Origin of the sequence: Blastochloris tepida (genome assembly GCF_003966715.1) — a bacterium.
In the GTDB taxonomy this organism is placed as follows: Bacteria; Pseudomonadota; Alphaproteobacteria; order Rhizobiales; family Xanthobacteraceae; genus Blastochloris; species Blastochloris tepida.
Map to the genome: position 1 here is coordinate 1,649,685 of NZ_AP018907.1, position 21,698 is coordinate 1,671,382.

A 21,698-nucleotide genomic window follows, 5' to 3' on the forward strand; every position below is an offset into this window, starting at 1 on the left:
AAATGACGGCCAACACCCCACGCGCTACGGCACCGGTTCACATCGTCGGCGGCGGCCTTGCCGGTTCGGAAGCCGCCTGGCAGGCGGCGCAGGCCGGCGTGCCGGTGGTGCTGCACGAGATGCGCCCCCACCGCGCCACCGAGGCCCACCGCACGGACGGCCTGGCCGAGCTCGTATGCTCGAACTCGTTCCGCTCGGACGATGCCGAGACCAGCGCCATCGGCCTGCTGCACGCCGAGATGCGCCGCCTCGGCTCGCTGATCATGGCGTGCGCCGACGCCCATCAGGTGCCGGCGGGCGGCGCGCTGGCGGTGGACCGGGAGGGATTTTCCGCCGCCGTCACCGCGGCGCTCGCGGCGCATCCGCTGATCGAGATTCGCCGCGAGGAGATCACCGGCCTGCCGCCCGCGGATTGGGAGAGCGTCATCCTCGCCACCGGCCCCCTCACCTCCCCGCCGCTGGCCGAGGCCATCAAGGCGCTGACCGGCGAAGCGGATCTCGCCTTCTTCGACGCCATCGCCCCGATCGTCCACCGCGACTCGATCGACATGGACGTCGCCTGGTTCCAGTCGCGCTACGACAAGGCCGGGCCCGGCGGCTCGGGTGCTGACTACATCAACTGCCCGCTCGACCGCGACCAGTACGAGGCGTTCATCGACGGCCTGCTGGCCGGCGACAAGACGCCGTTCAAGGAGTGGGAGGCGGCGACACCCTATTTCGACGGCTGCCTGCCGATCGAGGTGATGGCCGAGCGCGGCCGCCAGACGCTGCGCCACGGGCCGATGAAGCCGTTCGGCCTCACCAATCCGCACAACCCCACCGTCAAGGCCTATGCCATCGTCCAGCTGCGCCAGGACAACAGGCTCGGCACGCTGTTCAACATGGTCGGCTTCCAGACCAAGCTGAAGCATGCCGAGCAGATTCGGCTGTTCCGCACCATTCCCGGGCTGGAGAAGGCCGAGTTCGCGCGGCTGGGCGGGCTGCACCGCAACACCTTCCTCAACTCGCCGAAGCTGCTCGATTCCGCGTTGCGCCTGAAGGCTGCGCCGCACCTGCGCTTTGCTGGCCAGATCACCGGCTGCGAGGGCTATGTCGAGAGCGCCGCCATCGGCGGGCTGGCCGGGCGCTTCGCCGCCGCCGAGCGGCGGGGCGACGCCGCCGTGCCGCCGCCGCCGACCACGGCGCATGGCGCGCTGCTCAACCACATCACCGGCGGCCATATCGAGACCATCGATGCCGGGCCGCGCTCGTTCCAGCCGATGAACGTCAATTTCGGCCTGTTCCCGCCGCTGGCGGCCCCCACCCGTAACGAACATGGCGAGCGCCTGCGCGGGCCGGCGAAGTCGATCGCCAAGAAGCGCGCGCTGTGCGCCCGGGCGCTGTCGGACTTCGACGGCTGGCGGGCCGGCGCCTTCAAGGCTGCGGCGGAGTGACGATCGTGGCGGACAGGACCCTCGGACAGTCATCCACCCCTCGCGGCCGCTTCGAGCCGGAGCTGGTGCTGAAGTCGGACACCTTCTCCACCATCGAGCGCGGCACCTATGTCGGCGCCGACGGCACGCGCCTGCCGGCGGTGCGCCGCCTGTTCGGCGAGGTGGCATGGTGGGTGAAGCCGATCGCCAACCATTTCGCGTGGCGCGAGGCGACGGCGCTCAAGGCCGCCAAGGGCCTCAATGCCGGGCCGGAGCTGATCGATTCGGGCGACGGCTTCCTGGTGCGCTCGTTCATCGAGGGGCTGCCGCTGCATCTGGCCCGGCCCACCGACCCCGCCTGGTTCCGCAACGCCAAGCGCATGCTGCACGCCCTGCACCGGGCGGGCGTGGTCCACAACGACCTCGCCAAGGAGCAGAACTGGCTGGTCGGCCCCGAGGGCGAGGCGGTCCTCACCGATTTCCAGCTCGCAATGGTGTTTCCGCGCCGCTCCAAGCTGTTCCGGGTGCTGGCGCACGAGGATCTGCGCCACCTGCTCAAGCACAAGCGCCGCTATTGCCCGCAGGCGCTCACCGCCAGCGAGCGGCGCATGCTCGGCCGCAAGTCGCTGCCGGCCCGGCTGTGGCTGATGACCGGCAAGAAGGTCTACAACGCCATCACCCGCGGCCTGCTGCGCTACGAGGACCGCGAGGGCGGCGGCAAGCGCCTCGCCAATGACGGGCCGCTGATCCTGGCATGGCTGAAGCGCCATCCGCAGGTGCGCGATGCCTTCGTCGCCGCCTATCCGTTCCCGCGCCGCGGCTGCGGCCTCTATGCGTTCGTCGAGGCGCCCGGCCTCGACGCCGAGACGATTCGCGGCTTCATCGTCCAGGAGATGGGGTGCGATCAGGCGCCGGAACTGCTGCAGGTGGTGGAGCGCCTGCCCCGCCACCCGGACGGCAGCGTGCACGAGGAGGTGCTGCGGCTCGTGGCGCTGAACCAGATCGATCTGGTCGCCACGCTGCCCGAGACCGAGGAAGCACGCGCCGCCACGCGCCGGATCGTCGCCGGCCGGCTGAACCTCGCCGACCGCACCTGAGGCGGGCTGCTCATCGGGCTGGGGACGGCGGACCCGGCCGGCCGCGTCCGGCTTGTCGATCGGGGGCAAGACCGGCTAAGGACAGCCCTTGGCATGACCCTCGAGCCCAAATCCTCCTTCGTCCTGAACCGCCGGCACCTTCTCGGTATCGAAGGGCTGTCCTATCCCGAGATCACCGGGCTTCTCGACCTCGCCGACGAGTACGTCGCGCTGAACCGTCAGGTCGAGAAGAAGCGCACGGTCCTGCGCGGGCGTACCCAGGTCAATCTGTTCTTCGAAGCTTCGACGCGCACCCAATCCTCGTTCGAGATCGCCGGCAAACGGCTCGGCGCCGACGTCATGAACATGTCGGTCGGCTCCTCCTCGATCAAGAAGGGCGAGACGCTGATCGACACCGCGGTGACGCTGAACGCCATGCATCCGGACATCCTGGTGGTCCGGCACGGCGATTCCGGCGCGGTGGCGCTGCTCGCCCGCAAGGTCGACTGCTCGGTGATCAATGCCGGCGACGGCGCCCACGAGCACCCGACCCAGGCGCTGCTCGACGCCCTCACCATCCGCCGCAACAAGGGGGCGATCGACGGGCTCACCGTGGCGATCTGCGGCGACATCCTGCATTCGCGGGTGGCGCGTTCGAACATCATCCTGCTCAACACGCTGGGCGCGCGGGTGCGGGTGGTGGCGCCCTCGACGCTGCTGCCCGCCGGCATCGACCGCTTCGGCGTCGAGGTCTATCGCGACATGCGCGAGGGCCTGCGCGACGCCGACATCGTGATGATGCTGCGCCTGCAGCGCGAGCGCATGCACGGCTCGTTCGTGCCCTCGGTGCGCGAGTATTTCCACTATTACGGCCTCGATCAGGCCAAGCTGCGCTTCGCCAAGCGCGACGCGCTGGTGATGCATCCGGGGCCGATGAACCGCGGCGTCGAGATCGATTCCAGCGTCGCCGACGGCGCCCAGTCCCTCATCAATGAGCAGGTGGAGATGGGGGTGGCCGTGCGCATGGCAGCGCTCGAAGCGCTCGCCCGCCACCTGCCGAACGCATGAGCACCATCGGGGGCCGGTCATGCCGTTGAGCGAGGTTCGCCCGCTGCTGTTCGCCAATGCGCGGCTCGTCGATCCGTCGCGCGATCTCGATTTCGTCGGCGATCTCCTGATCGCCGACGGGGTGATTCGCGAGGCGGCGCGCGGCATCGCGTCGTCCGGCGTGCCGGAGGGCACCCAGGTGGTCGATTGCCGCGGCCACGTGCTGGCGCCGGGACTGGTCGACATGCGCGCCTTCGTCGGCGAGCCGGGCGCCGAGCACCGCGAGACGCTGGCCTCGGCCAGCCAGGCGGCGGCGGCCGGCGGCGTCACCACCGTGGTCTGCCAGCCGGAGACCGACCCGCCGATCGACGATCCGGCGGTGGTCGATTTCGTGCTGCGGCGCGCCCGCGACACCGCGATCGTGCGCATCCAGCCGATGGCGGCCCTGACCAAGGGCCTCGCCGGCCAGGAGATGACCGAGATCGGCCTGCTGCGGGCCGCGGGCGCGGTGGCGTTCACCAACGGCGCCAAGAGCATCACCAATGCCCGGGTGTTCCGCCGGGCGCTGACCTACGCCCGCGATTTCGACGCGCTGATCGTCCACCACACCGAGGATCCGGCGCTGGTCGGCGAAGGGGCGATGAACGAGGGCGAGCTGGCGAGCCGCCTCGGGCTTCCCGGCGTGCCGCGCGTCGCCGAGACCATCATGGTCGAGCGCGACATGCGGCTGGTCGCGCTGACCAAGGGCCGCTACCACGCCGCCTCGCTGACCTGCGCCGACTCGCTGGAGGTGCTGGCCCGCGCCAAGGAGGCGGGCCTCGCGGTCACCGCCTCGGTCTCGATCAACCATCTGAGCTTCAACGAGTTCGACATCGGCGCCTTCCGCACCTTCTTCAAGATCTCGCCGCCGCTGCGCGGCGAGGAGGACCGGCTGGCGCTGATTGAGGCGGTGGCGTCCGGGCTGGTCGACGTGGTGATGAGCGACCACAATCCGCAGGACGTCGAGACCAAGCGGCTGACCTTCGCCGAGGCGTCCGCCGGCGCCATCGGGCTGGAGACCATGCTGTCGGCCGGGTTGCGTCTGGTGCATGCCGGCAAGCTGACCCTGCCGAAGCTGCTGCGCGCGATGTCCAGCCGGCCGGCGGAAATCCTCGGCCTGCCCGCTGGCACGCTCAAGCCCGGCGCGCCGGCCGACATCATCGTATTCGACCCCGCCGAGGCGTGGCGGCTCGATCCGGCCGACCTCAAGTCGCGCTGCAAGAACACGCCGTTCGACGAGGCGAAGATGGAAGGCCGGGTGCTGCGGACTCTTGTTGCCGGCCGCACCGTCTATGAATATGTCTGAGCCGCCTGCGCGGGGTCCCACCGGGAGCCCGCTGCCGGAACGCCGATAACTCCTTCTCTTCAATGGTTTCCCGGCGAGGATCGATCAGCGGCCGAGAGCGGCCGGCAGGTCGCCCGCCCGTGGATCGCTTCGTCTGGAATTCACCGTCACGAGGGCATCATGCCGGAGATCGACTGGACATCTGGATGGCCGTCTTTCGCAGCCGCACTGGCGCTCGGCTATCTTCTGGGGACGATCCCGTTCGGGGTCATCTTCACCCGCCTCGCCGGCGCCGGCGACCTGCGCGCCATCGGCTCGGGCAATATCGGCGCCACCAATGTGTTGCGCACCGGCCGCAAGGGACTGGCGGCGGCCACGCTGATCGGCGACGCGCTGAAGGGCGCGGCGGCGGTGCTGATCGCCCATTATCTCTGGAAGGACGTGCAGCAGCCGCTGATCGCTCCGCTTTTCGCCGGTCTCGGCGCCTTCCTCGGCCATCTGTGGCCGGTCTGGCTCAAGTTCAAGGGCGGCAAGGGTGTCGCCACCTATATCGGCGTGCTGGCCGGTCTGGCGTGGCCGGTGGCGCTGATGTTCTGCCTGATCTGGCTGGCGGTCGCTGCGCTGAGCAAATATTCCTCGCTGGCGGCGCTGGTGGCCAGCATCGCCACGCCGTCGCTCCTCATCTTCTTCGGTTATGAGGACGAGGTGCATCTGTTCGTCGGCATGACGGCGCTGCTGTGGTGGATGCACCGCGCCAATATCAGCCGGCTGCGGGCGGGCAAGGAAAGCAAGATCGGCGCCCCGACCGCCGCTCCGTCGCCGGGTTCGGACAGCGCTCCGTGACCGGCACGGCGGGCCGCTGCCTCGACGAGGCGACCCGCCTGGACTGGCTGCGGCTGTGGCGCTGCCAGAATGTCGGCCCGCGCACCTTCCGGGCGCTGGTCAATCATTTCGGCAGCGCGCGCGCCGCGATCGAGGCCTTGCCCACCCTCGCCAAGCGCGGCGGCAGCCGCAGCATCAAGGTGGCGACCCGCGACGAGGTCGAGCGCGAACTGGCCGCCGCCCGCCGCCTCGGTGTCGTGTTCGTGGCGCTCGGCGAGCCGGACTATCCGCCGCGTCTGCGCGAGGAGGACGACGCCCCGCCCCTCCTGGCGGTCCGCGGCCGGACCGAGGTGCTGACCCAGCCGATGGTGGCGATCGTCGGCGCCCGCAATGCCTCCGCCGCCGGGCAGAAGATGGCGGCCCTGCTGGCGCGCGACCTCGGCGCCGCCGGGTTCGTGATCTCCTCGGGGCTGGCGCGCGGCATCGACGCCGCGGCCCACGGCGCCTCGCTCCCCACCGGCACGGTGGCGGTGCTGGCCGGCGGCCACGACCGCCCCTACCCGCCCGAGAATGTTCCCCTGCTCGACCGGCTGACCGGCACGGGGGCGGCGGTGTCGGAAATGCCGATGGGCTGGGAGCCACGCGGGCGCGACTTTCCCCGCCGCAACCGGCTGATCTCGGGCATGGCGCTGGGCGTGGTGGTGGTGGAGGCGGCGGAGCGGTCCGGTTCGCTGATCACCGCCCGGCTGGCGGGCGAGCAGGGACGAGAAGTGTTCGCGGTGCCGGGTTCGCCGATCGATCCGCGGGCCGGCGGCAGCAACCGGCTGCTGAAACAGGGCGCGACGCTCGTCACCGAGGCCGCCGACGTGATCGACGCGCTGCGGCCGATCCTGGAGCAGCCAAGGGTGGGATTGTCACACACACCCTCCCAACTGCCGTTGTCGTTGGCGCCTTCGGCCTCGTCCCCAGGATTTTCCCCCGGATCATCTCCCCGGTCGCTGCGCGAACCCGACCCGGTGCCGGTCACACCGGACGACAGCCTGCGCGACCGCATTTCTGCGTTGCTCGGCCCGGCGCCGGTGTCGATCGACGAGCTGATCCGGCTCAGCGCCGCGCCGGCCGCCGCCGTGCAGGTCGTGCTGCTGGAACTCGACCTTGCCGGACGATTGACAAGGCTGGGCAACGGCTTGGTTGCCGCGGCGTGATTCCACGCTCAGGATTTCTTCTTGTCGGTGTGGGACTCCGCCTCCAGGCGCGCCATGTCCAGGACATAGGCGAGCATCGGCAGGCCGTTCCGATATGCCAGGATCGACAACTCGGCCGACACCTCGGCGATGTAGTCCGCCACCGCGGTCTCCGCCTCGTAGCGCGGGTTCAGCAAGGCTCGTTTCGGCGCATGCGCTTCCATTTCCGGTTTCCGCTGTTCCAAAATGAGTGTCATAATTGTGAACCCTCGATTTTTATCACTTTAGCGACAAATGTTCCCCAGCGCAACCCACGCGGTTAGCAATAATTTGTTGCACCCTGGGATTGCGTCGGTTGACTCGCGGGGTTTGACAGGCAGGCTTCCGCCGATCATGTTCCGCGCGCTGAAATTCCGGCGTGACCCACCGTCCTTTTGAGCCTGAGATGCGCGTCGTCGTTGTCGAGTCGCCCGCCAAGGCGAAGACGATCAATAAATATCTCGGCCCCGGCTATGAGGTCGTCGCCTCCTTCGGGCACATCCGCGACCTGCCCGCCAAGGATGGGTCGGTCGACCCCGAAGCCGATTTCCGCATGCTGTGGGACATCGAGGGCAAGGCGGCCAAGCGGCTCGCCGACATCGCCCGTGCGGTCAAGGGCGCCGAGAAGCTCATTCTCGCCACCGACCCGGACCGCGAGGGCGAGGCGATCTCCTGGCACGTGCTGGAAGTGCTGAAGGAGAAGCGCGCGCTCAAGGACGTGGCGGTCGAGCGGGTGACGTTCAACGCCATCACCAAGCAGGCGGTGCAGGATGCGATGACGCATCCGCGCGACATCGACCAGGCGCTGGTGGACGCCTATCTCGCCCGCCGCGCGCTCGACTATCTCGTCGGCTTCACGCTGTCGCCGGTGCTGTGGCGCAAGCTGCCGGGCGCCCGCTCGGCCGGCCGCGTGCAGTCGGTGGCGCTGCGCCTCGTCTGCGACCGCGAGCTGGAGATCGAGCGGTTCCGTACCCAGGAATACTGGACCATCATCGTCCGGCTTCAGACGCCGCGCGGCGACGTGTTCGAGGCGCGCCTCGTCGGTGCCGACGGCAAGAAGCTCGGCCGGCTCGACGTCGGCGATGCCGCCAGCGCCGAGGCGTTGACCCGGGCGCTCGACGCCGGCCGCTACCGCGTCGCCTCCGTCGAGGCCAAGCCGGTCAAGCGCCACCCCTGGCCGCCGTTCACCACCTCGACCCTGCAGCAGGAGGCCAGCCGCAAGCTCGGCTTCGCCCCGGCGCGCACCATGCAGATCGCCCAGCGGCTCTATGAAGGCGTCGATATCGACGGCGAGACGGTCGGCCTCATCACCTATATGCGTACCGACGGCGTGCAGATCGCCGACGAGGCGATCGCCGCGGCGCGCCGGGTGATCGGCACCGAGTTCGGCGACCGCTACGTGCCGCGCGCGCCGCGCCAGTACCGCACCAAGGCCAAGAACGCCCAGGAGGCGCACGAGGCGATCCGGCCGACCGACATGGCCCGGCACCCCGACCGCGTCGCCCGCCTCCTCGAACCGGATCAGGCCAAGCTCTACGAGCTGGTGTGGAAGCGGACCATCGCCAGCCAGATGGAATCGGCCGAGATCGAGCGCACCACCGCCGACATCGTCGCCGCGGTCGATGGCCGCAAGCTCGATCTCCGGGCGGTGGGCTCGGTGGTCAAGTTCGACGGCTTCCTCAAGCTCTACCAGGAGGACCGCGACGACGACGGCGAGGACGAGGAGAGCCGCCGCCTGCCCTTGATCAATACCGGCGAGGCGCTGGACTGCCGCGGCGTCGAATCGACCCAGCACTTCACCGAGCCGCCGCCGCGCTATTCCGAGGCGAGCCTGGTCAAGCGGATGGAGGAGCTCGGCATCGGCCGCCCCTCGACCTATGCCGCTGTTCTCGCCGTGCTGCGCGAGCGCGGCTATGTCCGGCTCGACAAGAAGCGCCTGCACCCGGAAGACAAGGGCCGGCTGGTCACCGCATTCCTGGAGAGCTTCTTCTCGCGCTACATCGAATACGACTTCACCGCCTCGCTGGAGGAACAGCTCGACCGCATCTCCAACGCCGAGCTCGACTGGCGCGAGGTGCTGCGGCAGTTCTGGCAGGACTTCTCCGCCGCGGTGGGCGAGACCAAGGACCTGCGCGTGTCCGAGGTGATCGACGCGCTCGACGAGATGCTGGGGCCGCATTTCTTCCCCGACCTCGGCGACGGGATCGACCGCCGGCGCTGCCCGAATTGCGGCGAGGGCCGGCTGTCGCTGAAGCTCGGCAAGTACGGCTCGTTCATCGGCTGCTCGAACTATCCGGAGTGCAAGTACACCCGCCCGCTGGCGGTGCCCGGCAATGGCGAGAACGGCGCCGAGGGCGACGGCACCCGCACCCTGGGCGAGGATCCCGACAGCGGACTCGAAGTCACGGTGCGCAACGGCCGGTTCGGCCCCTACGTTCAGCTCGGCGAGGGCGAGAAGCCCAAGCGCTCCAGCTTTCCGCGCGGCATGGACCCCGCGTCCGTCGACCTCGACACCGCGCTGGCGCTTCTGTCGCTGCCGCGCGAGGTGGCGACGCACCCGGAAACCGGCAAGCCGATCCTGGCCGGCATCGGCCGGTTCGGGCCCTACGTCCAGCACGACAAGACCTACGCCAATCTCGGCGCCGACGATGACGTGCTGGCGATCGGCGCCAACCGCGCCATCGACCTGATCGTGACCAAGGAGACGCGCGGCCCCCGCGGGCGCGGCGGTGCCGCCGACAGCGGCCGGGTGCTGGGCGAGCATCCCGCGCTCGGCGGGCCGATCAGCGTGCGCGCCGGCCGCTACGGCCCCTATGTCAATCACGGCAAGGTCAATGCCACCCTGCCGAAGGACGTCGCTCCCGACAGCGTGACGCTCGATCAGGCCGTCAGCCTGCTGAAGGCGCGGGCCGAGAAGCTGGAGGCCGAGGGGCCGAAGCGCGGGCGCGCCACCAAGCCCAAGACGACCAAGACGAAGGCCGCCAAGTCGGACGCGGACGAGACCGCGCCGAAAAAGGCGAAAACGACAAAGACCGCGACAAAGGCCGCGAAAACCAACGCAAAGCCGAAAACCGCCAACGCAAAGCCGAAAAGCGCCAAGGCAAAGCCGGCGGAGCCGGCTTGATCTTCGGCCTGAGGCAGTCCTTGCCGCCGGTGCGGTGACGTTTCCGCCGACACGTCCTATTGTGAAGCGGTTCGCCGTTTCGCCATCGTCGTGGCGTAACCTCGCCCCGTTCACGCCGCCCCGCGAGTCGCATTTGCCCAAGCGTTCCAAAACCCTGCCGGCGCTGCCCTCCAGGCAGGACGTGCTGGCGTTCCTGCGCACCCATCCGGGTGCCGGCAAGCGCGAGATCGTGCGCGCCTTCGGTCTCGGCAGCGGCGAACGGGCCGCGCTGAAGGATCTGCTGCGCGATCTCGCCGACGAGGGTCTGGTCGACCGTCGCAAGAAGCGCCTGCACGTGCCCGGCGCCCTGCCGTCGGTGGTGGTGGCGGACATCACCGGCCGCGACGGCGAGGGCGAGCTTCTTGCCGAGCCTGTCGAGTGGGACGAGGCCGAGCACGGCCCGCCGCCGAAGATCCGCGTCCACATTCCTCGCCACAGACGCGCCGCCTTGCCGCCGCCCGGCGTCGGCGACCGGGTGCTGCTGAAGACCGAGGAGAGCGCCGACGAGGCCGGGCACGTCCGCCACGCCGGCCGAGTGCTCAAGGTTCTCGACAAGTCCAAGGCCCGGATTCTCGGCCTCTACCGGCGTCTGCCCGGCGGCGGCGGGCGGCTGGTGCCGATCGACAAGAAGAACATCGGTCGCGAGCTCAGCATCCCGGCCGGCGCCGAGGGCGAGGCCGAGGATGGCGACCTGGTGTCCGCCGATCTCGTGCGCCAGGGCCGGTTCGGCCTGAACACCGCGCGGGTGCGGGAAAAGCTGGGCTCGATCGCCTCCGAGCGCGCCATCTCGCTGATCGCGCTCACTGCCCACGGCATTCCGCACACCTTCCCGCCGCCGGTGCTGGCGGAAGCCGAGGCCGCGCGCCCGGCGCCGCTGGAGCGCTACGAGGACTGGCGGGCGCTGCCGCTGGTTACCATCGACCCGGCCGACGCCAAGGACCACGACGACGCCGTTCACGCCGCGCCCGACCCGGACCCCGGCAATCCCGGCGGCTTCATTCTCACCGTCGCCATTGCCGATGTCGCCCGCTATGTGCGGCCCGGCTCGGCGCTCGACCGCGAGGCCAAGCTGCGCGGCAACTCGGTCTATTTTCCAGACCGTGTGGTGCCGATGCTGCCCGAGCGCATCTCCAACAATCTGTGCTCGCTCCGGCCGGACGAGGAGCGGCCGGCGCTGGCGGCGCGCATGGTGATCTCGGCCGAAGGCAAGAAGCTGCGCCACACCTTCCACCGGGTGATGATGCGTTCGTCCGCCAAGCTCGCCTATCCGCAGGCGCAGGCAGCCATCGACGGACGGCCGGACGAGGTGACCGCGCCGCTGCTCGCCGACGTGCTGCGGCCGCTGTGGGCGGCCTATGCCGCGCTGAAGCGGGCGCGCGCGGTGCGCGGCCCGCTCGACCTCGATCTTCCCGAGCGCAAAGTGATGCTGAAGCCGGACGGCTCGGTCGATCGCGTCATCGTGCCGGAGCGGCTCGATGCCCACCGGCTGATCGAGGAGTTCATGATCCTCGCCAATGTGGCCGCCGCCGAGACGCTGGAGCGCCACAGGACGCCGCTGATCTACCGTGTCCACGACCAGCCCTCGCTGGAGAAGCTGGAATCCTTGCGCACCTTCCTGGCGACGCTCGACATTTCGTTGCCCAAGGCGCCGGTGCAGCGGCCGTCGCACTTCAATTCCATCCTCGCCAAGGTGGCGGGCAGCGACACCGCCCAGCTCGTCAATGAGGTGATCCTGCGCAGCCAGGCCCAGGCCGAATACGCCGCCGAGAACTACGGCCATTTCGGCCTGAATCTGCGCCGCTACGCCCATTTCACCTCGCCGATCCGCCGCTATGCCGATCTCGTCGTCCACCGCGCGCTGATCCGCGCGCTCGACCTCGGCGACGGCGCCCTGCCCGAAAGCGCCACCGGCGAAGAGCTGGCCGAGATCGCGGCCGAGATTTCCGCCGCCGAGCGGCGGGCGATGGCGGCCGAGCGCGACACCGTCGACCGGCTGATCGCCCACCACCTTGCCGACCGCATCGGCGCCAGCTTCGAGGGCCGGATCGCCGGCATGACCCGCGCCGGCCTGTTCGTGAAGCTGGCCGAGACCGGCGCCGACGGCTTCGTGCCGGCGGCGACGATCGGCGCCGACTTCTACCGTTTCGAGGAGAACCGCATGGCGCTGGTCGGCGAGCGCGGCGGCGAGACGTTCCGGCTCGGCGATACGGTAACCGTTAAGCTGGTGGAAGCGGCGCCGGTGGCCGGCGCATTGCGCTTCGAGCTTCTCTCTGAGGGCCGCCTCGAAGCCCCCTCTCCCCGCCGCGGCAAGCGCGCGGTGCGGCGGCTGCCCGGCAAGGTCGCCCGCCGTTCCGGGCGAACCCGAACATAAGCGACACCATGACCGACTCTATCCTGTCCGACCGCAGCGCCCGGCTGACCGAGGAAGCCCTGCGCTTCATGAAGCCCGTGCCCCCTCGCCGCCCGCGCGACGCGGCGACGCTGATCCTGCTCGACCGCTCAGGCACAACCGCCAAGGTGCTGCTCGGCCGCCGCCATGCCGGCCACAGCTTCATGCCCGGCGTGTTCGTGTTTCCCGGCGGATCGGTCGATGCCGGCGACCGGCGGATGGCGGTGCACGGCACGCTCGATCCCGATTGCATCCGGCGGCTGGCGGAACAGGTGGTGCGGCCGAGCGCTGCCCGCACCAGGGCGCTGGCGCTTGCCGCCATTCGCGAGACCTTCGAGGAAACCGGGCTGTTCATCGCCGCCCCGGCCGATGGCCCGGTGCGGGCACCGACGCCGGCCTGGGCCGCCTTCGCCGAGCGCGCGCTGGTGCCGACACTGGCGCCGCTGCGCTTCGTGGCACGGGCCATCACGCCGCCCGGCCGCAGCAAGCGGTTCGATACCCGTTTCTTCGTCGCCGAGGCGTCGGCGGTGGTGGACCGGATCGACGGCGTGATCGGCCCGGATGCCGAGCTGGTGGAACTGGCCTGGGTGCCGCTCGACCAGACCGCCGACCTCGCCATGGCGGCGATCACCCGGATCGTGCTCGAAGAGATCGCCGATCAGGCCGCGGCCGGCTTCTCCGCCGCGACGCCGGTGCCGCTCTACCGGTTCCGCAACAAGGTTTTCACGCGCACGACGCTGGTTTGATACGGTTTCCGGTTGATCCCTTCAGGATACCGGAAACGACCTCGCCGAAACCCCTTGTTCGATAACGGGGTTTTCGGCGATCGGAATACGGCCCGAAGGCTTGGTCAGCCGGAAACCGTATGATCCGCCGGCCGGCCCAGCCGGCCGGTTCGCGGCTCACCGCACCAGCTCCGAATAAAGGCCGGTGATCTCGGCCGGATCGACCGGGGCATCGCCGCGCTCGGGATCGATCCGCTTGGGCCGGCAGATGTGCGGCCGCGGCTCGGCAACCGGGATCGCCAGAAACGGACGCGTCGGCAGAAAGCGCGGCTGGCACAGGGTCAGCCATGTGCCGTCCGTCGCCCGATAGGCCGCCAGGAACGCGCCGAGCCACTGCCGGAAAAGGGTCCGGTCGCTTGGATAGAGCACCACTGAGAACCGCACCCCCTTGCGGGCCTCGACCTTGTGCACCGACAGACACCAGTCGGATCCGTCGGTGATCAACGTATATTTCAGGATCGGCGACGGCCCATGGTCGCGGATGATCTGGCGGTTGCGATCGTCGACGCGGGCCGCGATCTCGTCCCTGTCGGTGATGACCTGAAGACGTTTCCGGGCCGGATTGAGATCGACGTTCGGAATGATGTAGACGCGGTCGTCCAGCGTCCGAAAGCCGGTGGCCTTGCCGATGGCGACCGACCGCCGGGTGGAGCTGAACGCGGTGAGCGTCATGTCCTTGCGCGCCAGCAGCGCGCGCAACATACGGATGCTCTCGGGCCGGTATTTCGGTGTGGCGCAGTAGTGGGCGAGGTTGCAGAACCGCTCGGTCACGCCATTGATGGTCTGCTCGGAATAGAAGGCGACCATGACGCCGACGACCCCCTCATCCGGCTGGATCAAGGCGAACCCATAATCGGGAGGGTTTTCCAGCCACGGGTAGCGCAGCCAGTCCAGCCATTGCTCCGGCGGAATCTCGCTGTTCATCTCGGCGTGCAGGAACCGGCAGACATCCGGAAGGAGATCCTCGGTAATCGGTACGAGCTGGGATCGCGCCATGTCGGTCAGTATCCACCTACTGTGGGATTGTAGCCGGTGAGGCGCTCGAACAGGCGGCCATCGATCCCGATGGTCTCGATATTGTGCTCGAACGGCGCGTCCAGATCCCAGCAGGTGCGGTGAATGAGTCCCGGCTGGAGTGGGCCGAAATGCTGGCAGGGAATGCCGGTGGCGACAGTCCTGAAGCCGAGCTCGAAGCAATCGTCCTGCAGCGCCTTGGTGAAATGCCGCCGCATGCCGAACGGATAGGCGAAATGGGCGATCTCCGTGCCCAGGACGTCTTCGAGAATTTCCTTGCTCTGCGCGATCTCGCGTTTCGCCTCCGCATGGGGGACAGCAGACAGCAGCGGATGGGTGTGGGTGTGAGCGCCGATCACCTGCCCGCTGGCGGCCATGGTCCGCAACTCATCGGTGGAGAGCGTCGGCTCCGGCTCGGCCGAGATCCGCGCAAAAAACCATTTGAGTTCATCGGCCGAGGCGGTATCGCGAAACGGCAGCGTGTTGACGTAGAAGGTCGCAACGGCTCCCCGCCTCTCGAATACCGGCAGAGCATCGAACCAGGACTGGTAGTTGTCGTCGAAGCTGAGCAGGACCATGCGCCCCGGCTGCTCGAAGAACGGATCGGGACCGACGAACCTGTAGCCCATATCGATAAAGCGCGACAGGAACTCGTCGAGCGCGGCCTGCCGGCCGGCCAGGGAATGACCGTAGAGGCAGATCTTGTCCGGCAGCGGCTTGCGCAGAAAGGTCACATGCGCCCGACGAACGATGGTCTGGACGGCTCTCTTCATGGGCGCATCTCTTGCTGGGCATCGCGGCGAAATGGCGACCCACTTGATAGCGGCCCACTTGGCCGCATTTCCTGTCGCGCCTCAATAGGCATTGTGGCTGCGGAACAGCTCGAAGGCCGTCCGGGCCAGGATCTGCAGGTCGAGCGCGAGGCTCCAATTGTTGATGTACCAGAGATCGAGCTCGATACGCTTCGCCATCTGTTCGAGGCGCGGCGTGCCGCCGCGATGGCCATGCACCTGCGCCCAGCCGGTGATGCCGGGCTTCACGTGGTGGCGGAAGGCGTAATTGGCGATCAGGCGGCTGTATTCGTCGTCATGGGCGAGCGCGTGCGGCCGCGGGCCGACGATCGACATGTCGCCGCGCAGCACGTTGAAGAGCTGCGGCAGCTCATCGATGCTGGTCTGGCGCAGGATGCGCCCGATGCGGGTGACCCGATTGTCGGAGCGGCGCGCCTGGACGAGCGTGGGCCCATCCTCCATCACCGTCATGGTACGGAACTTGTAAATGACGAATTCCTTGCCGTTGAAGCCATTGCGGCGCTGCCGGAAGATCGCCGGCCCGCGCGACTGCAGCCGGATCAGCGCCGCGACCGCCAGCATCAACGGCATGAGTGCGGCAAGTGCCGACACGGCGACGGCGATGTCGAGGATTCGCTTGGCGGCCTGCTCCGAGGTGCTGAGCGGCGCGCGCTGAATCTCCACCAGCAGCGATTGGTGGGTGCCCCAGTTGCGGTGCCTTAGGATCGACTGCATCGAGCTGTCGGGCAGAAGGCGCACCGGCAACGGGCTCGCGCGAAGCCGCTCGCGCACAAATTCGAGCTGCGCGGCATCGCCCCAGGGCAGGGCCAGGACGATCGCCTCGGCGCGCGCCTTGCGGGCGTGGCGGATCGCCTGTTTCACCGCCGCCGCCTGCCGCTGGCGTCCGGCCGCGTCGCCGACCCGCGGCAGCACCACCCGCCCCACCACGTCGAGGCCGCCGAGGATCATCAGATTGCGGCTGCCGCCCGCGGCAAACTCGTCGTCGGTGCCGAGAACCACCACCCGCTGGCCGTGGATGGCGCCGCGGGCCACCGCGCGCAGCAGCCACTGCCTCACCACCGCACGCCACGTCAGCAGCACCAGGACGCCGATGCCCGCGAAGCACAGAACCGAGCCGCGCGAGACATCATCGCCACGTTTGAGGAGAAACAGCGTGATGCTGATGACCAGCATCGACCACAGCCAGCAGACCGCAATCTGCGAATAGTCACGGTCGCGCTGCACCAGCCTCTGCAGCCGGTAGAGCTCGAAGCGGTTTGCCGCCAGTCCGTAGGCAAGGCTTCCGATCAGGCCCAGCCCGGCATAGGGCAGCAGCTCGCCGGCGTTGCCAGTGGTGGCGAGGTGATAGAGCGCACCGCCGAGCACGCCCGCAACGACGATGATGAGGGCATCGACCGTGGCGACGACGGGCTCGACCGCGCTGAAGGCGATGCCCAGCCGCTGGCGCTGGGCAGGGGGCGCCGATGCCGTGCTGCGCAATGTGTCCGATACGGCAACCATCATTCCGTCTCGCGCATGATACGGTTTCCGGTTGATCCCTTCGGGATACCGGAAACGTCCTCGCCGAAAAGTCCTTGATCGGAACCAGTATTTTCGGCGATCGGAATACGGTTGGCGGGCCTGTCAGGCCAGCAACCGTATGACATCCCGGTGAGCGACGATGCTGCAGTCGGTGATGGTCTTGGGGGCTGGAAACGGCTCGGACGCAGGAAACAACTCAGGGGCGGAAGGCGGTTTCGAAACCGGGCCCGACCCGGCGGCGGCAAGCCTTGGCGGCCGGCCGCACGCTCAGGGCTTGGTGGACGGTTTGGCGGGTTGCGACGCTTGCACCGGCTTCTCTGCCTGTTCGGCCGGCTCGATGCGTTCGACCTTGGCTTCGGCGCGCAGCCTGTTGATGAGTTCGATCTGCGCCTTGCGGGCGACGACCACCTCAAGCCGGTCGCGCACCGTCTCGAATGCGACCGGCTCGCGGTTGCGCTGATCCTCGACCTTGATGACATGCCAGCCGAACTGCGTCTTGATCGGCGCCGACACGGCTCCCTTCTCCAGCTTGAGGGCGACGTCGGCGTATTCCTGGCCCATCTGGCTGCGGGTCATGTAGCCCATGTCGCCGCCGGTTGTCTTGCCGGAGGGGTTTTCGGTGACCTCCCTGGCGACGGCAGCAAAGTCCTCGCCGCCGGCAATCCGCTTGATGGCCGCCTTGGCCTTGTCCTCGGCCGCCTTCACCTCGTCGGCGTTGTTCGGGTCGGGGAAGCGAAACAGGATGCTGCGCAGGTGAAGCTCAGGCTCGGCCGGCGCAGAGAGAACCACATCCTCATAGGCCTTGCGCACCGTGTCGTCGGTGACGGCCTCGTCGCCGGTCACTTCGAGAATCCGGTCCATCAGCGCCTTGTTGCGCACGAAGGTCATGCGCCGCTGCAGATCGGCCTCGTCGGCGACCTGCCGGCTCTGGGCGGCCTTGGCCAGCATGATCATGTCAGACAGGAAGGAGATGAGATATTCGCGCTTCGCATCCTCCTGCGCGGGCACCGTTCTGCCGAGTGTCTCCTCCGCCAGCGCCAGGTCGCTCTGCCGGATTTCCACGCCTTCGACGCGGGCGACCAGCGGATCGGTCGCCGGCGTCTCGGCGGCGCACGGACCCGTCACGGCCAGGAATGCTGCGGCGTAGCACATCACAAGGCTCCGGCGGTGACGGCCGGCCGTGGCAGGCGATGCGGATGTCTGGAAAGCTGAAGGGAAGTTCATCCTGAATTCCTCGACGAGCGCAGAATGGTCAAGAGCATCAGGCAGCCGCTTCACGCCCGATCGCGGTGCAGACAATGACTGGTATGACGTGACGCAGACACTCGGCCCAGGGATCCTCGCCGGTCACCACTCGCACTGCTTGTCTCTCGATCCGCATCCTCCTTAGCGGACCCACCGTAACGCACGTGTGATGGGTGAAAGACATATCGGTGACAGTGCGACCCGGTTGCACCGGCCGATCTTCGCGGTCGTCTCGACCACAGAATCCGGTCAGGCTGGATCGTCTCCGGCCGCGTGGAGCCGCTGCGGTATGCGATTGGCGCGCCGGTCTTGACGGGCGGCTACAAGAGCATTCTCCGCAAAGGTGGGAACCCATTTTTGCGAGAGAGAATGCGACAAATCAACAACTTGGAGCGTCCGCCCAGTTCAGCCGGATCGGCGGATGCTCCAGCGTTCCATGGGGCCGGCAACGGGGCACTGGAACGCGTTCGACAGGAGCAGGCGATGCGCATCGTTGTCCTCACCGGAGCCGGGGTCTCAGCGGAGAGCGGACTCGGCACCTTCCGCGACAAGGCCGGGACGGGCATCTGGGCCAAGTTCGACCCCATGCGGCTGGCGACGCCGGAGGGCTTCGCCGCCGATCCCGAGACTGTGCACGCCTTCTACAATGCCCGCCGCCGCAACCTGATCGAGGCCAAGCCCAATGCCGCACACGCTGCGTTGGCACGCCTCGAAACAGGACTGTCCGTGCGCGGGGGCGGGCTGTTCCTGGTGACCCAGAACATCGACGACCTGCACGAGCGCGCCGGATCGCGACACGTCCTCCACATGCATGGCGAATTGCTCAAGGCGCGCTGCTCGGATTGCGGGGCGGTGGCGGACTGGCGCGACGATCTCGGCCTGGAGAGCGCCTGCCCCGGCTGCGGCAACGGGGGCGAGATGCGCCCACACGTGGTCTGGTTCGGCGAGGTGCCGCTCGGCCTGGACCTGATCGAGACCGCGCTGATGTCGGCCGATCTGTTCGTCGCCATCGGCACCTCGGGCTCGGTCTATCCGGCGGCGGGGTTCGTGGCCGAGGCCCGGGCGGCGGGCATCCGCACGTGCGAGATCAACCTGGAGCCCTCCGACAATGCCGGCATGTTCGACGAGCGGCGCTATGGCCCGGCGAGCGAAGCGGTGCCGGCCTGGGTCGCCGAGGTGCTCGGCGAGGCTTGAGGCGTGCTCTGTCGGAGAAACCGTGTCGGAGGCTCTCCCGGCGGATGGCGGCGGCTTTGCGTATCGGAAAGGCGATGCCGGCGGGACAACCTCCGCCAGAAGTCGTGTTTCACCTCGCCGATTTTTGCACAACCTCCCCTTCCCGCGGCTCCTGGGCTGGCGTAGCGTGTTTGAAAAGAATGGTGAACTTGACGTTGGGACCGGGATCAACCGTCCGGATCCGGGCGTCGCGAAGTCGAAGGGCATTGGGGGCGTCGGACATGACCACACGCAGCGGGATCGTGCGGCCGGGGGCGGCTGCGGTGTTGATGCTTGCCGCTGGCTTCGCCGGCTGCGCCGATACGCGCCAGGAGGGCGGCACGCTGACGCCGGGCGCGGGCACCATGGCATCCGCGCCGCCGCCCTTCCCGCAGGACAAGCTGCTCGGCAACTGGGGCATCGCCTCCTTTCGCGACGAGAAGGACCGCAAGCGCACCGAGGCGCAGGCGCGCAGCCAGTGCAAGCTGCCCTACACGATCACCCGCGGACCGACCGACGGGATCATGATGCACGTCGCCGATGATCCGCAGCTCCATGAGCTGAAGCTGAAAGGCGCGCCGGGCGGCAAGGCCTATATCGGCTTCGAGGGTCCGCCCGGCGATCCGCAGGATCGTGAAGTCATTTCGTTCACCGACAATCTTATTGTCATGCGTTTCGTCGATCCCGACGCCAATTCCCGCTACGGAACCTTTGTCTATGTGCGCTGCCCGACCTGATGCGGGCCGACCACCCCTCGACAGCGCCAGAAAGGAGCACCCCATGTCCATGGTTCGCAATTCCAGTCTCTGCGCGATCGGCGCGGCGGTGCTGGCCTGCTTGTTCCTCGCCTTGCCGGCACGCGCCCAGCCGATGCCGATCGGCGGCATGGGCTCGGTGCTCGACGTCGGCGACGAGCCGGGACGCATCTCGACCGAGGAGACGGTGATCAGCGACGGGCCGTTCGCGCGCCAAATGGTGTTCTTCCGCACCACCGAGGCCCCGGGCACCGTCATCATCCACACGTCGGAGCGCTTCCTCTACATCGTGCAGCCCAACAATCGCGCCTTGCGCTACGGCATCGGCGTCGGCCGCGACGGTTTCCAGTGGTCGGGCCTCGTGCGCATCTCGCGCAAGGCAGAGTGGCCGGACTGGACGCCGCCGGCCGAGATGATCCAGCGCCAGCCCTATCTGCCGCGTTTCATGGCCGGCGGGCCGGGAAATCCGATGGGCGCGCGCGCTCTCTATCTCGGCGAGACGGTCTACCGGATCCACGGCACCAACCAGCCGGAGACCATCGGCAGCGCCGTGTCCTCGGGCTGCTTCCGCCTCGCCAATGGCGACATCATCGACCTTTATGCCCGCATCCCGCTGGGCACCAAGGTGGTGGTGCGCCACGGCGCCAGCATCTGATGCGCAACGCCGGCCGCCCAGGCCGGCGTGTGCCGTTGCGTTCGCCGGAAATTCCGCCCGGACGGGATTCCCGGCGAGGACCGCCGCGTGGCGCACGCCGCGCGCGGTCCGACTGCGAACGTCCGGACAGCGAATTGACCGCACCAAATCCATCGCCACGGAGCTGATACGATGTCGACCGAAGCCCGCGCATTTGCCGGCGTCCTGCTTGCGCTGACGATCTCCTTCGCGCCAGCCGCATCGGCCGGAACGCTCGATGCCGTGCGCCAGCGCGGTACCCTGGTCTGCGGCGTCAATCAGGGGCTCTTCGGTTTCGCCGAGCGCAACGACAAGGGCGTCTGGTCGGGCTTCGATGTCGATTTCTGCCGCGCAGTCGCCGCCGCCTCGCTCGGCGATCCCGACAAGGTGAGCTTCGTGCCGCTGTCGGCGGGCGAGCGCTTCGACGCGCTGCGCGAGGGCAAGATCGACCTGCTGTCGCGCAACTCGACCTGGACGCTGGAGCGCGAAGCCGATCTCAAAGTGCTGTTCGCCGGCATCACGTTCCATGACGGCCAGGGCTTCATGGTGATGCGCAAGCCGGACGTGACCTCGGCGCTCGAACTGGACGGCAGCAAGGTCTGTGTTCAGACCGGCACCACCAGCCAGGCCAATCTGGCCGACTTCTTCCGCGCCAATTCGATGAAGTATGAGGAGCACGCCTTCCCCACCCCGGCCGATGCGCTGAAGGGCCTCGCCGACGGGCAATGCGACGTGCTCACCGCCGACCAGTCGGCGCTCTACGCCATGCGGCTCGAGCTGAAGAAGCCGTCCGAGGCGGTGATCCTGCCCGACGTGATCTCCAAGGAGCCGCTCGGCCCGGCGACGCGGGCGGACGATCCGACGTGGTTCAATGTGGTGAAGTGGGTCAATTTCGCCCTGGTCAATGCCGAGGAGGTCGGCGTGACCTCGCAGAACGCCACTGAGGCGCTCGGCTCCGCCAAGCCGGACGTGCGCCGGCTGGTCGGCGTCGAGGGCGACCTCGGCAAGAAGCTCGGCCTCGACGATGCGTGGGCGCTGCGCGCGGTGAAGGCGGTCGGCAATTATGCCGAGGTCTATGAGCGCAATGTCGGCACCAAGTCGCGCCTCGGTATTCCGCGCGGGCTGAACCAGCTCTGGTCGATGGGCGGCATCCTCTACGCCCCGCCGCTGCGCTGAACGCGCCCGGTCACCCGGCTTAGCCGACTGCGGGAGCCTGAACCCGCGG

At 68.5% G+C, this 21,698-nt stretch carries 18 protein-coding genes; 13 read left to right on the forward strand and 5 right to left on the reverse strand.

The window, feature by feature from the left end:
• Window positions 1-2: 2 nt before the first annotated feature.
• From trmFO to dprA, 6 genes are all read left to right on the forward strand, one after another.
• Window positions 3-1,433 (forward strand): methylenetetrahydrofolate--tRNA-(uracil(54)-C(5))-methyltransferase (FADH(2)-oxidizing) TrmFO, encoded by a 1,431-nt coding sequence (trmFO, locus tag BLTE_RS07625; RefSeq protein WP_126399038.1) that lies wholly within the window; start codon window positions 3-5, stop codon window positions 1,431-1,433.
• 5 nt (window positions 1,434-1,438) lie between these two features.
• Entirely contained in the window at window positions 1,439-2,509 is a 1,071-nt protein-coding gene (locus BLTE_RS07630; RefSeq protein WP_174769530.1) for an AMP-binding enzyme, read from the forward strand.
• 93 nt (window positions 2,510-2,602) lie between these two features.
• Complete coding sequence (locus BLTE_RS07635) at window positions 2,603-3,556, forward strand: aspartate carbamoyltransferase catalytic subunit (RefSeq protein WP_126399040.1); 954 nt, start codon at window positions 2,603-2,605, stop codon at window positions 3,554-3,556.
• 19 nt (window positions 3,557-3,575) lie between these two features.
• Window positions 3,576-4,880 (forward strand): dihydroorotase, encoded by a 1,305-nt coding sequence (locus BLTE_RS07640; RefSeq protein ID WP_126399041.1) that lies wholly within the window; start codon window positions 3,576-3,578, stop codon window positions 4,878-4,880.
• Between the two features lie 159 nt (window positions 4,881-5,039).
• On the forward strand, window positions 5,040-5,702 hold the full coding sequence (plsY, locus tag BLTE_RS07645) for a glycerol-3-phosphate 1-O-acyltransferase PlsY (RefSeq protein ID WP_126399043.1): 663 nt from the start codon (window positions 5,040-5,042) through the stop codon (window positions 5,700-5,702).
• A complete protein-coding gene (dprA, locus tag BLTE_RS07650; protein ID WP_126399045.1) occupies window positions 5,699-6,886 on the forward strand; it encodes a DNA-processing protein DprA in 1,188 nt (395 codons plus the stop codon). Before plsY ends, dprA begins: the two co-directional genes overlap by 4 nt.
• Before the next feature lie 8 nt (window positions 6,887-6,894).
• Here dprA and BLTE_RS18040 read toward each other — a convergent pair whose 3' ends face one another.
• Window positions 6,895-7,062, reverse strand: a complete 168-nt coding sequence (locus BLTE_RS18040; RefSeq protein ID WP_160140546.1) for a hypothetical protein — start codon at window positions 7,060-7,062, stop codon at window positions 6,895-6,897.
• 248 nt (window positions 7,063-7,310) lie between these two features.
• Between BLTE_RS18040 and topA the strand changes: the two genes are divergently transcribed.
• The 3 genes from topA to BLTE_RS07665 all read left to right on the forward strand — a co-directional run bounded on the left by topA (window position 7,311) and on the right by BLTE_RS07665 (window position 13,202).
• Window positions 7,311-10,028: a type I DNA topoisomerase gene (topA, locus tag BLTE_RS07655; RefSeq protein ID WP_126399047.1), complete on the forward strand. Its 2,718-nt coding sequence runs from the start codon at window positions 7,311-7,313 to the stop codon at window positions 10,026-10,028.
• A gap of 133 nt (window positions 10,029-10,161) precedes the next feature.
• On the forward strand, window positions 10,162-12,438 hold the full coding sequence (gene rnr, locus BLTE_RS07660; protein ID WP_244600150.1) for a ribonuclease R: 2,277 nt from the start codon (window positions 10,162-10,164) through the stop codon (window positions 12,436-12,438).
• A gap of 8 nt (window positions 12,439-12,446) precedes the next feature.
• Window positions 12,447-13,202: an NUDIX hydrolase gene (locus BLTE_RS07665; RefSeq protein WP_244600151.1), complete on the forward strand. Its 756-nt coding sequence runs from the start codon at window positions 12,447-12,449 to the stop codon at window positions 13,200-13,202.
• Between the two features lie 156 nt (window positions 13,203-13,358).
• On the opposite strand, the gene BLTE_RS07670 is transcribed toward BLTE_RS07665, so the two are convergent.
• From BLTE_RS07670 to BLTE_RS07685, 4 genes are all read right to left on the reverse strand, one after another.
• Window positions 13,359-14,237: a hypothetical protein gene (locus BLTE_RS07670; RefSeq protein ID WP_126399049.1), complete on the reverse strand. Its 879-nt coding sequence runs from the start codon at window positions 14,235-14,237 to the stop codon at window positions 13,359-13,361.
• 5 nt (window positions 14,238-14,242) lie between these two features.
• Entirely contained in the window at window positions 14,243-15,028 is a 786-nt protein-coding gene (locus BLTE_RS07675; protein WP_126399051.1) for a polysaccharide deacetylase family protein, read from the reverse strand.
• Between the two features lie 81 nt (window positions 15,029-15,109).
• Window positions 15,110-16,570, reverse strand: a complete 1,461-nt coding sequence (locus tag BLTE_RS07680; RefSeq protein WP_126399053.1) for an undecaprenyl-phosphate glucose phosphotransferase — start codon at window positions 16,568-16,570, stop codon at window positions 15,110-15,112.
• A gap of 285 nt (window positions 16,571-16,855) precedes the next feature.
• Window positions 16,856-17,740: a peptidylprolyl isomerase gene (locus BLTE_RS07685; protein WP_160140547.1), complete on the reverse strand. Its 885-nt coding sequence runs from the start codon at window positions 17,738-17,740 to the stop codon at window positions 16,856-16,858.
• Between the two features lie 576 nt (window positions 17,741-18,316).
• On the opposite strand from BLTE_RS07685, the gene BLTE_RS07690 reads away from it, so the two are divergent.
• From BLTE_RS07690 to BLTE_RS07705, 4 genes are all read left to right on the forward strand, one after another.
• Window positions 18,317-19,027, forward strand: a complete 711-nt coding sequence (locus BLTE_RS07690) for an NAD-dependent deacylase (RefSeq protein ID WP_126399057.1) — start codon at window positions 18,317-18,319, stop codon at window positions 19,025-19,027.
• A 245-nt stretch (window positions 19,028-19,272) separates the two neighbouring features.
• A complete protein-coding gene (locus BLTE_RS07695) occupies window positions 19,273-19,782 on the forward strand; it encodes a hypothetical protein (RefSeq protein ID WP_244600152.1) in 510 nt (169 codons plus the stop codon).
• A gap of 49 nt (window positions 19,783-19,831) precedes the next feature.
• Entirely contained in the window at window positions 19,832-20,455 is a 624-nt protein-coding gene (locus BLTE_RS07700) for a L,D-transpeptidase (protein WP_425290296.1), read from the forward strand.
• Between the two features lie 171 nt (window positions 20,456-20,626).
• Window positions 20,627-21,649 carry an amino acid ABC transporter substrate-binding protein gene (locus BLTE_RS07705; RefSeq protein ID WP_126399059.1) on the forward strand — a complete coding sequence of 341 codons (1,023 nt, stop codon included), beginning with the start codon at window positions 20,627-20,629 and terminating at the stop codon, window positions 21,647-21,649.
• The last annotated feature ends 49 nt before the right edge of the window (window positions 21,650-21,698 follow it).

What these genes read in the sequence shown, in the direction of transcription:
- trmFO (WP_126399038.1), top strand. Translation starts at nt 3, where the DNA reads ATGACGGCCAACACCCCACGCGCTACGGCACCGGTTCACATCGTCGGC.
- BLTE_RS07635 (WP_126399040.1), top strand. Translation starts at nt 2,603, where the DNA reads ATGACCCTCGAGCCCAAATCCTCCTTCGTCCTGAACCGCCGGCACCTT.
- BLTE_RS07640 (WP_126399041.1), top strand. Translation starts at nt 3,576, where the DNA reads ATGCCGTTGAGCGAGGTTCGCCCGCTGCTGTTCGCCAATGCGCGGCTC.
- plsY (WP_126399043.1), top strand. Translation starts at nt 5,040, where the DNA reads ATGCCGGAGATCGACTGGACATCTGGATGGCCGTCTTTCGCAGCCGCA.
- topA (WP_126399047.1), top strand. Translation starts at nt 7,311, where the DNA reads ATGCGCGTCGTCGTTGTCGAGTCGCCCGCCAAGGCGAAGACGATCAAT.
- BLTE_RS07665 (WP_244600151.1), top strand. Translation starts at nt 12,447, where the DNA reads ATGACCGACTCTATCCTGTCCGACCGCAGCGCCCGGCTGACCGAGGAA.
- BLTE_RS07670 (WP_126399049.1), bottom strand. Translation starts at nt 14,237, where the DNA reads ATGGCGCGATCCCAGCTCGTACCGATTACCGAGGATCTCCTTCCGGAT.
- BLTE_RS07675 (WP_126399051.1), bottom strand. Translation starts at nt 15,028, where the DNA reads ATGAAGAGAGCCGTCCAGACCATCGTTCGTCGGGCGCATGTGACCTTT.
- BLTE_RS07680 (WP_126399053.1), bottom strand. Translation starts at nt 16,570, where the DNA reads ATGATGGTTGCCGTATCGGACACATTGCGCAGCACGGCATCGGCGCCC.
- BLTE_RS07685 (WP_160140547.1), bottom strand. Translation starts at nt 17,740, where the DNA reads ATGTGCTACGCCGCAGCATTCCTGGCCGTGACGGGTCCGTGCGCCGCC.
- BLTE_RS07690 (WP_126399057.1), top strand. Translation starts at nt 18,317, where the DNA reads ATGCGCATCGTTGTCCTCACCGGAGCCGGGGTCTCAGCGGAGAGCGGA.
- BLTE_RS07700 (WP_425290296.1), top strand. Translation starts at nt 19,832, where the DNA reads ATGGTTCGCAATTCCAGTCTCTGCGCGATCGGCGCGGCGGTGCTGGCC.
- BLTE_RS07705 (WP_126399059.1), top strand. Translation starts at nt 20,627, where the DNA reads ATGTCGACCGAAGCCCGCGCATTTGCCGGCGTCCTGCTTGCGCTGACG.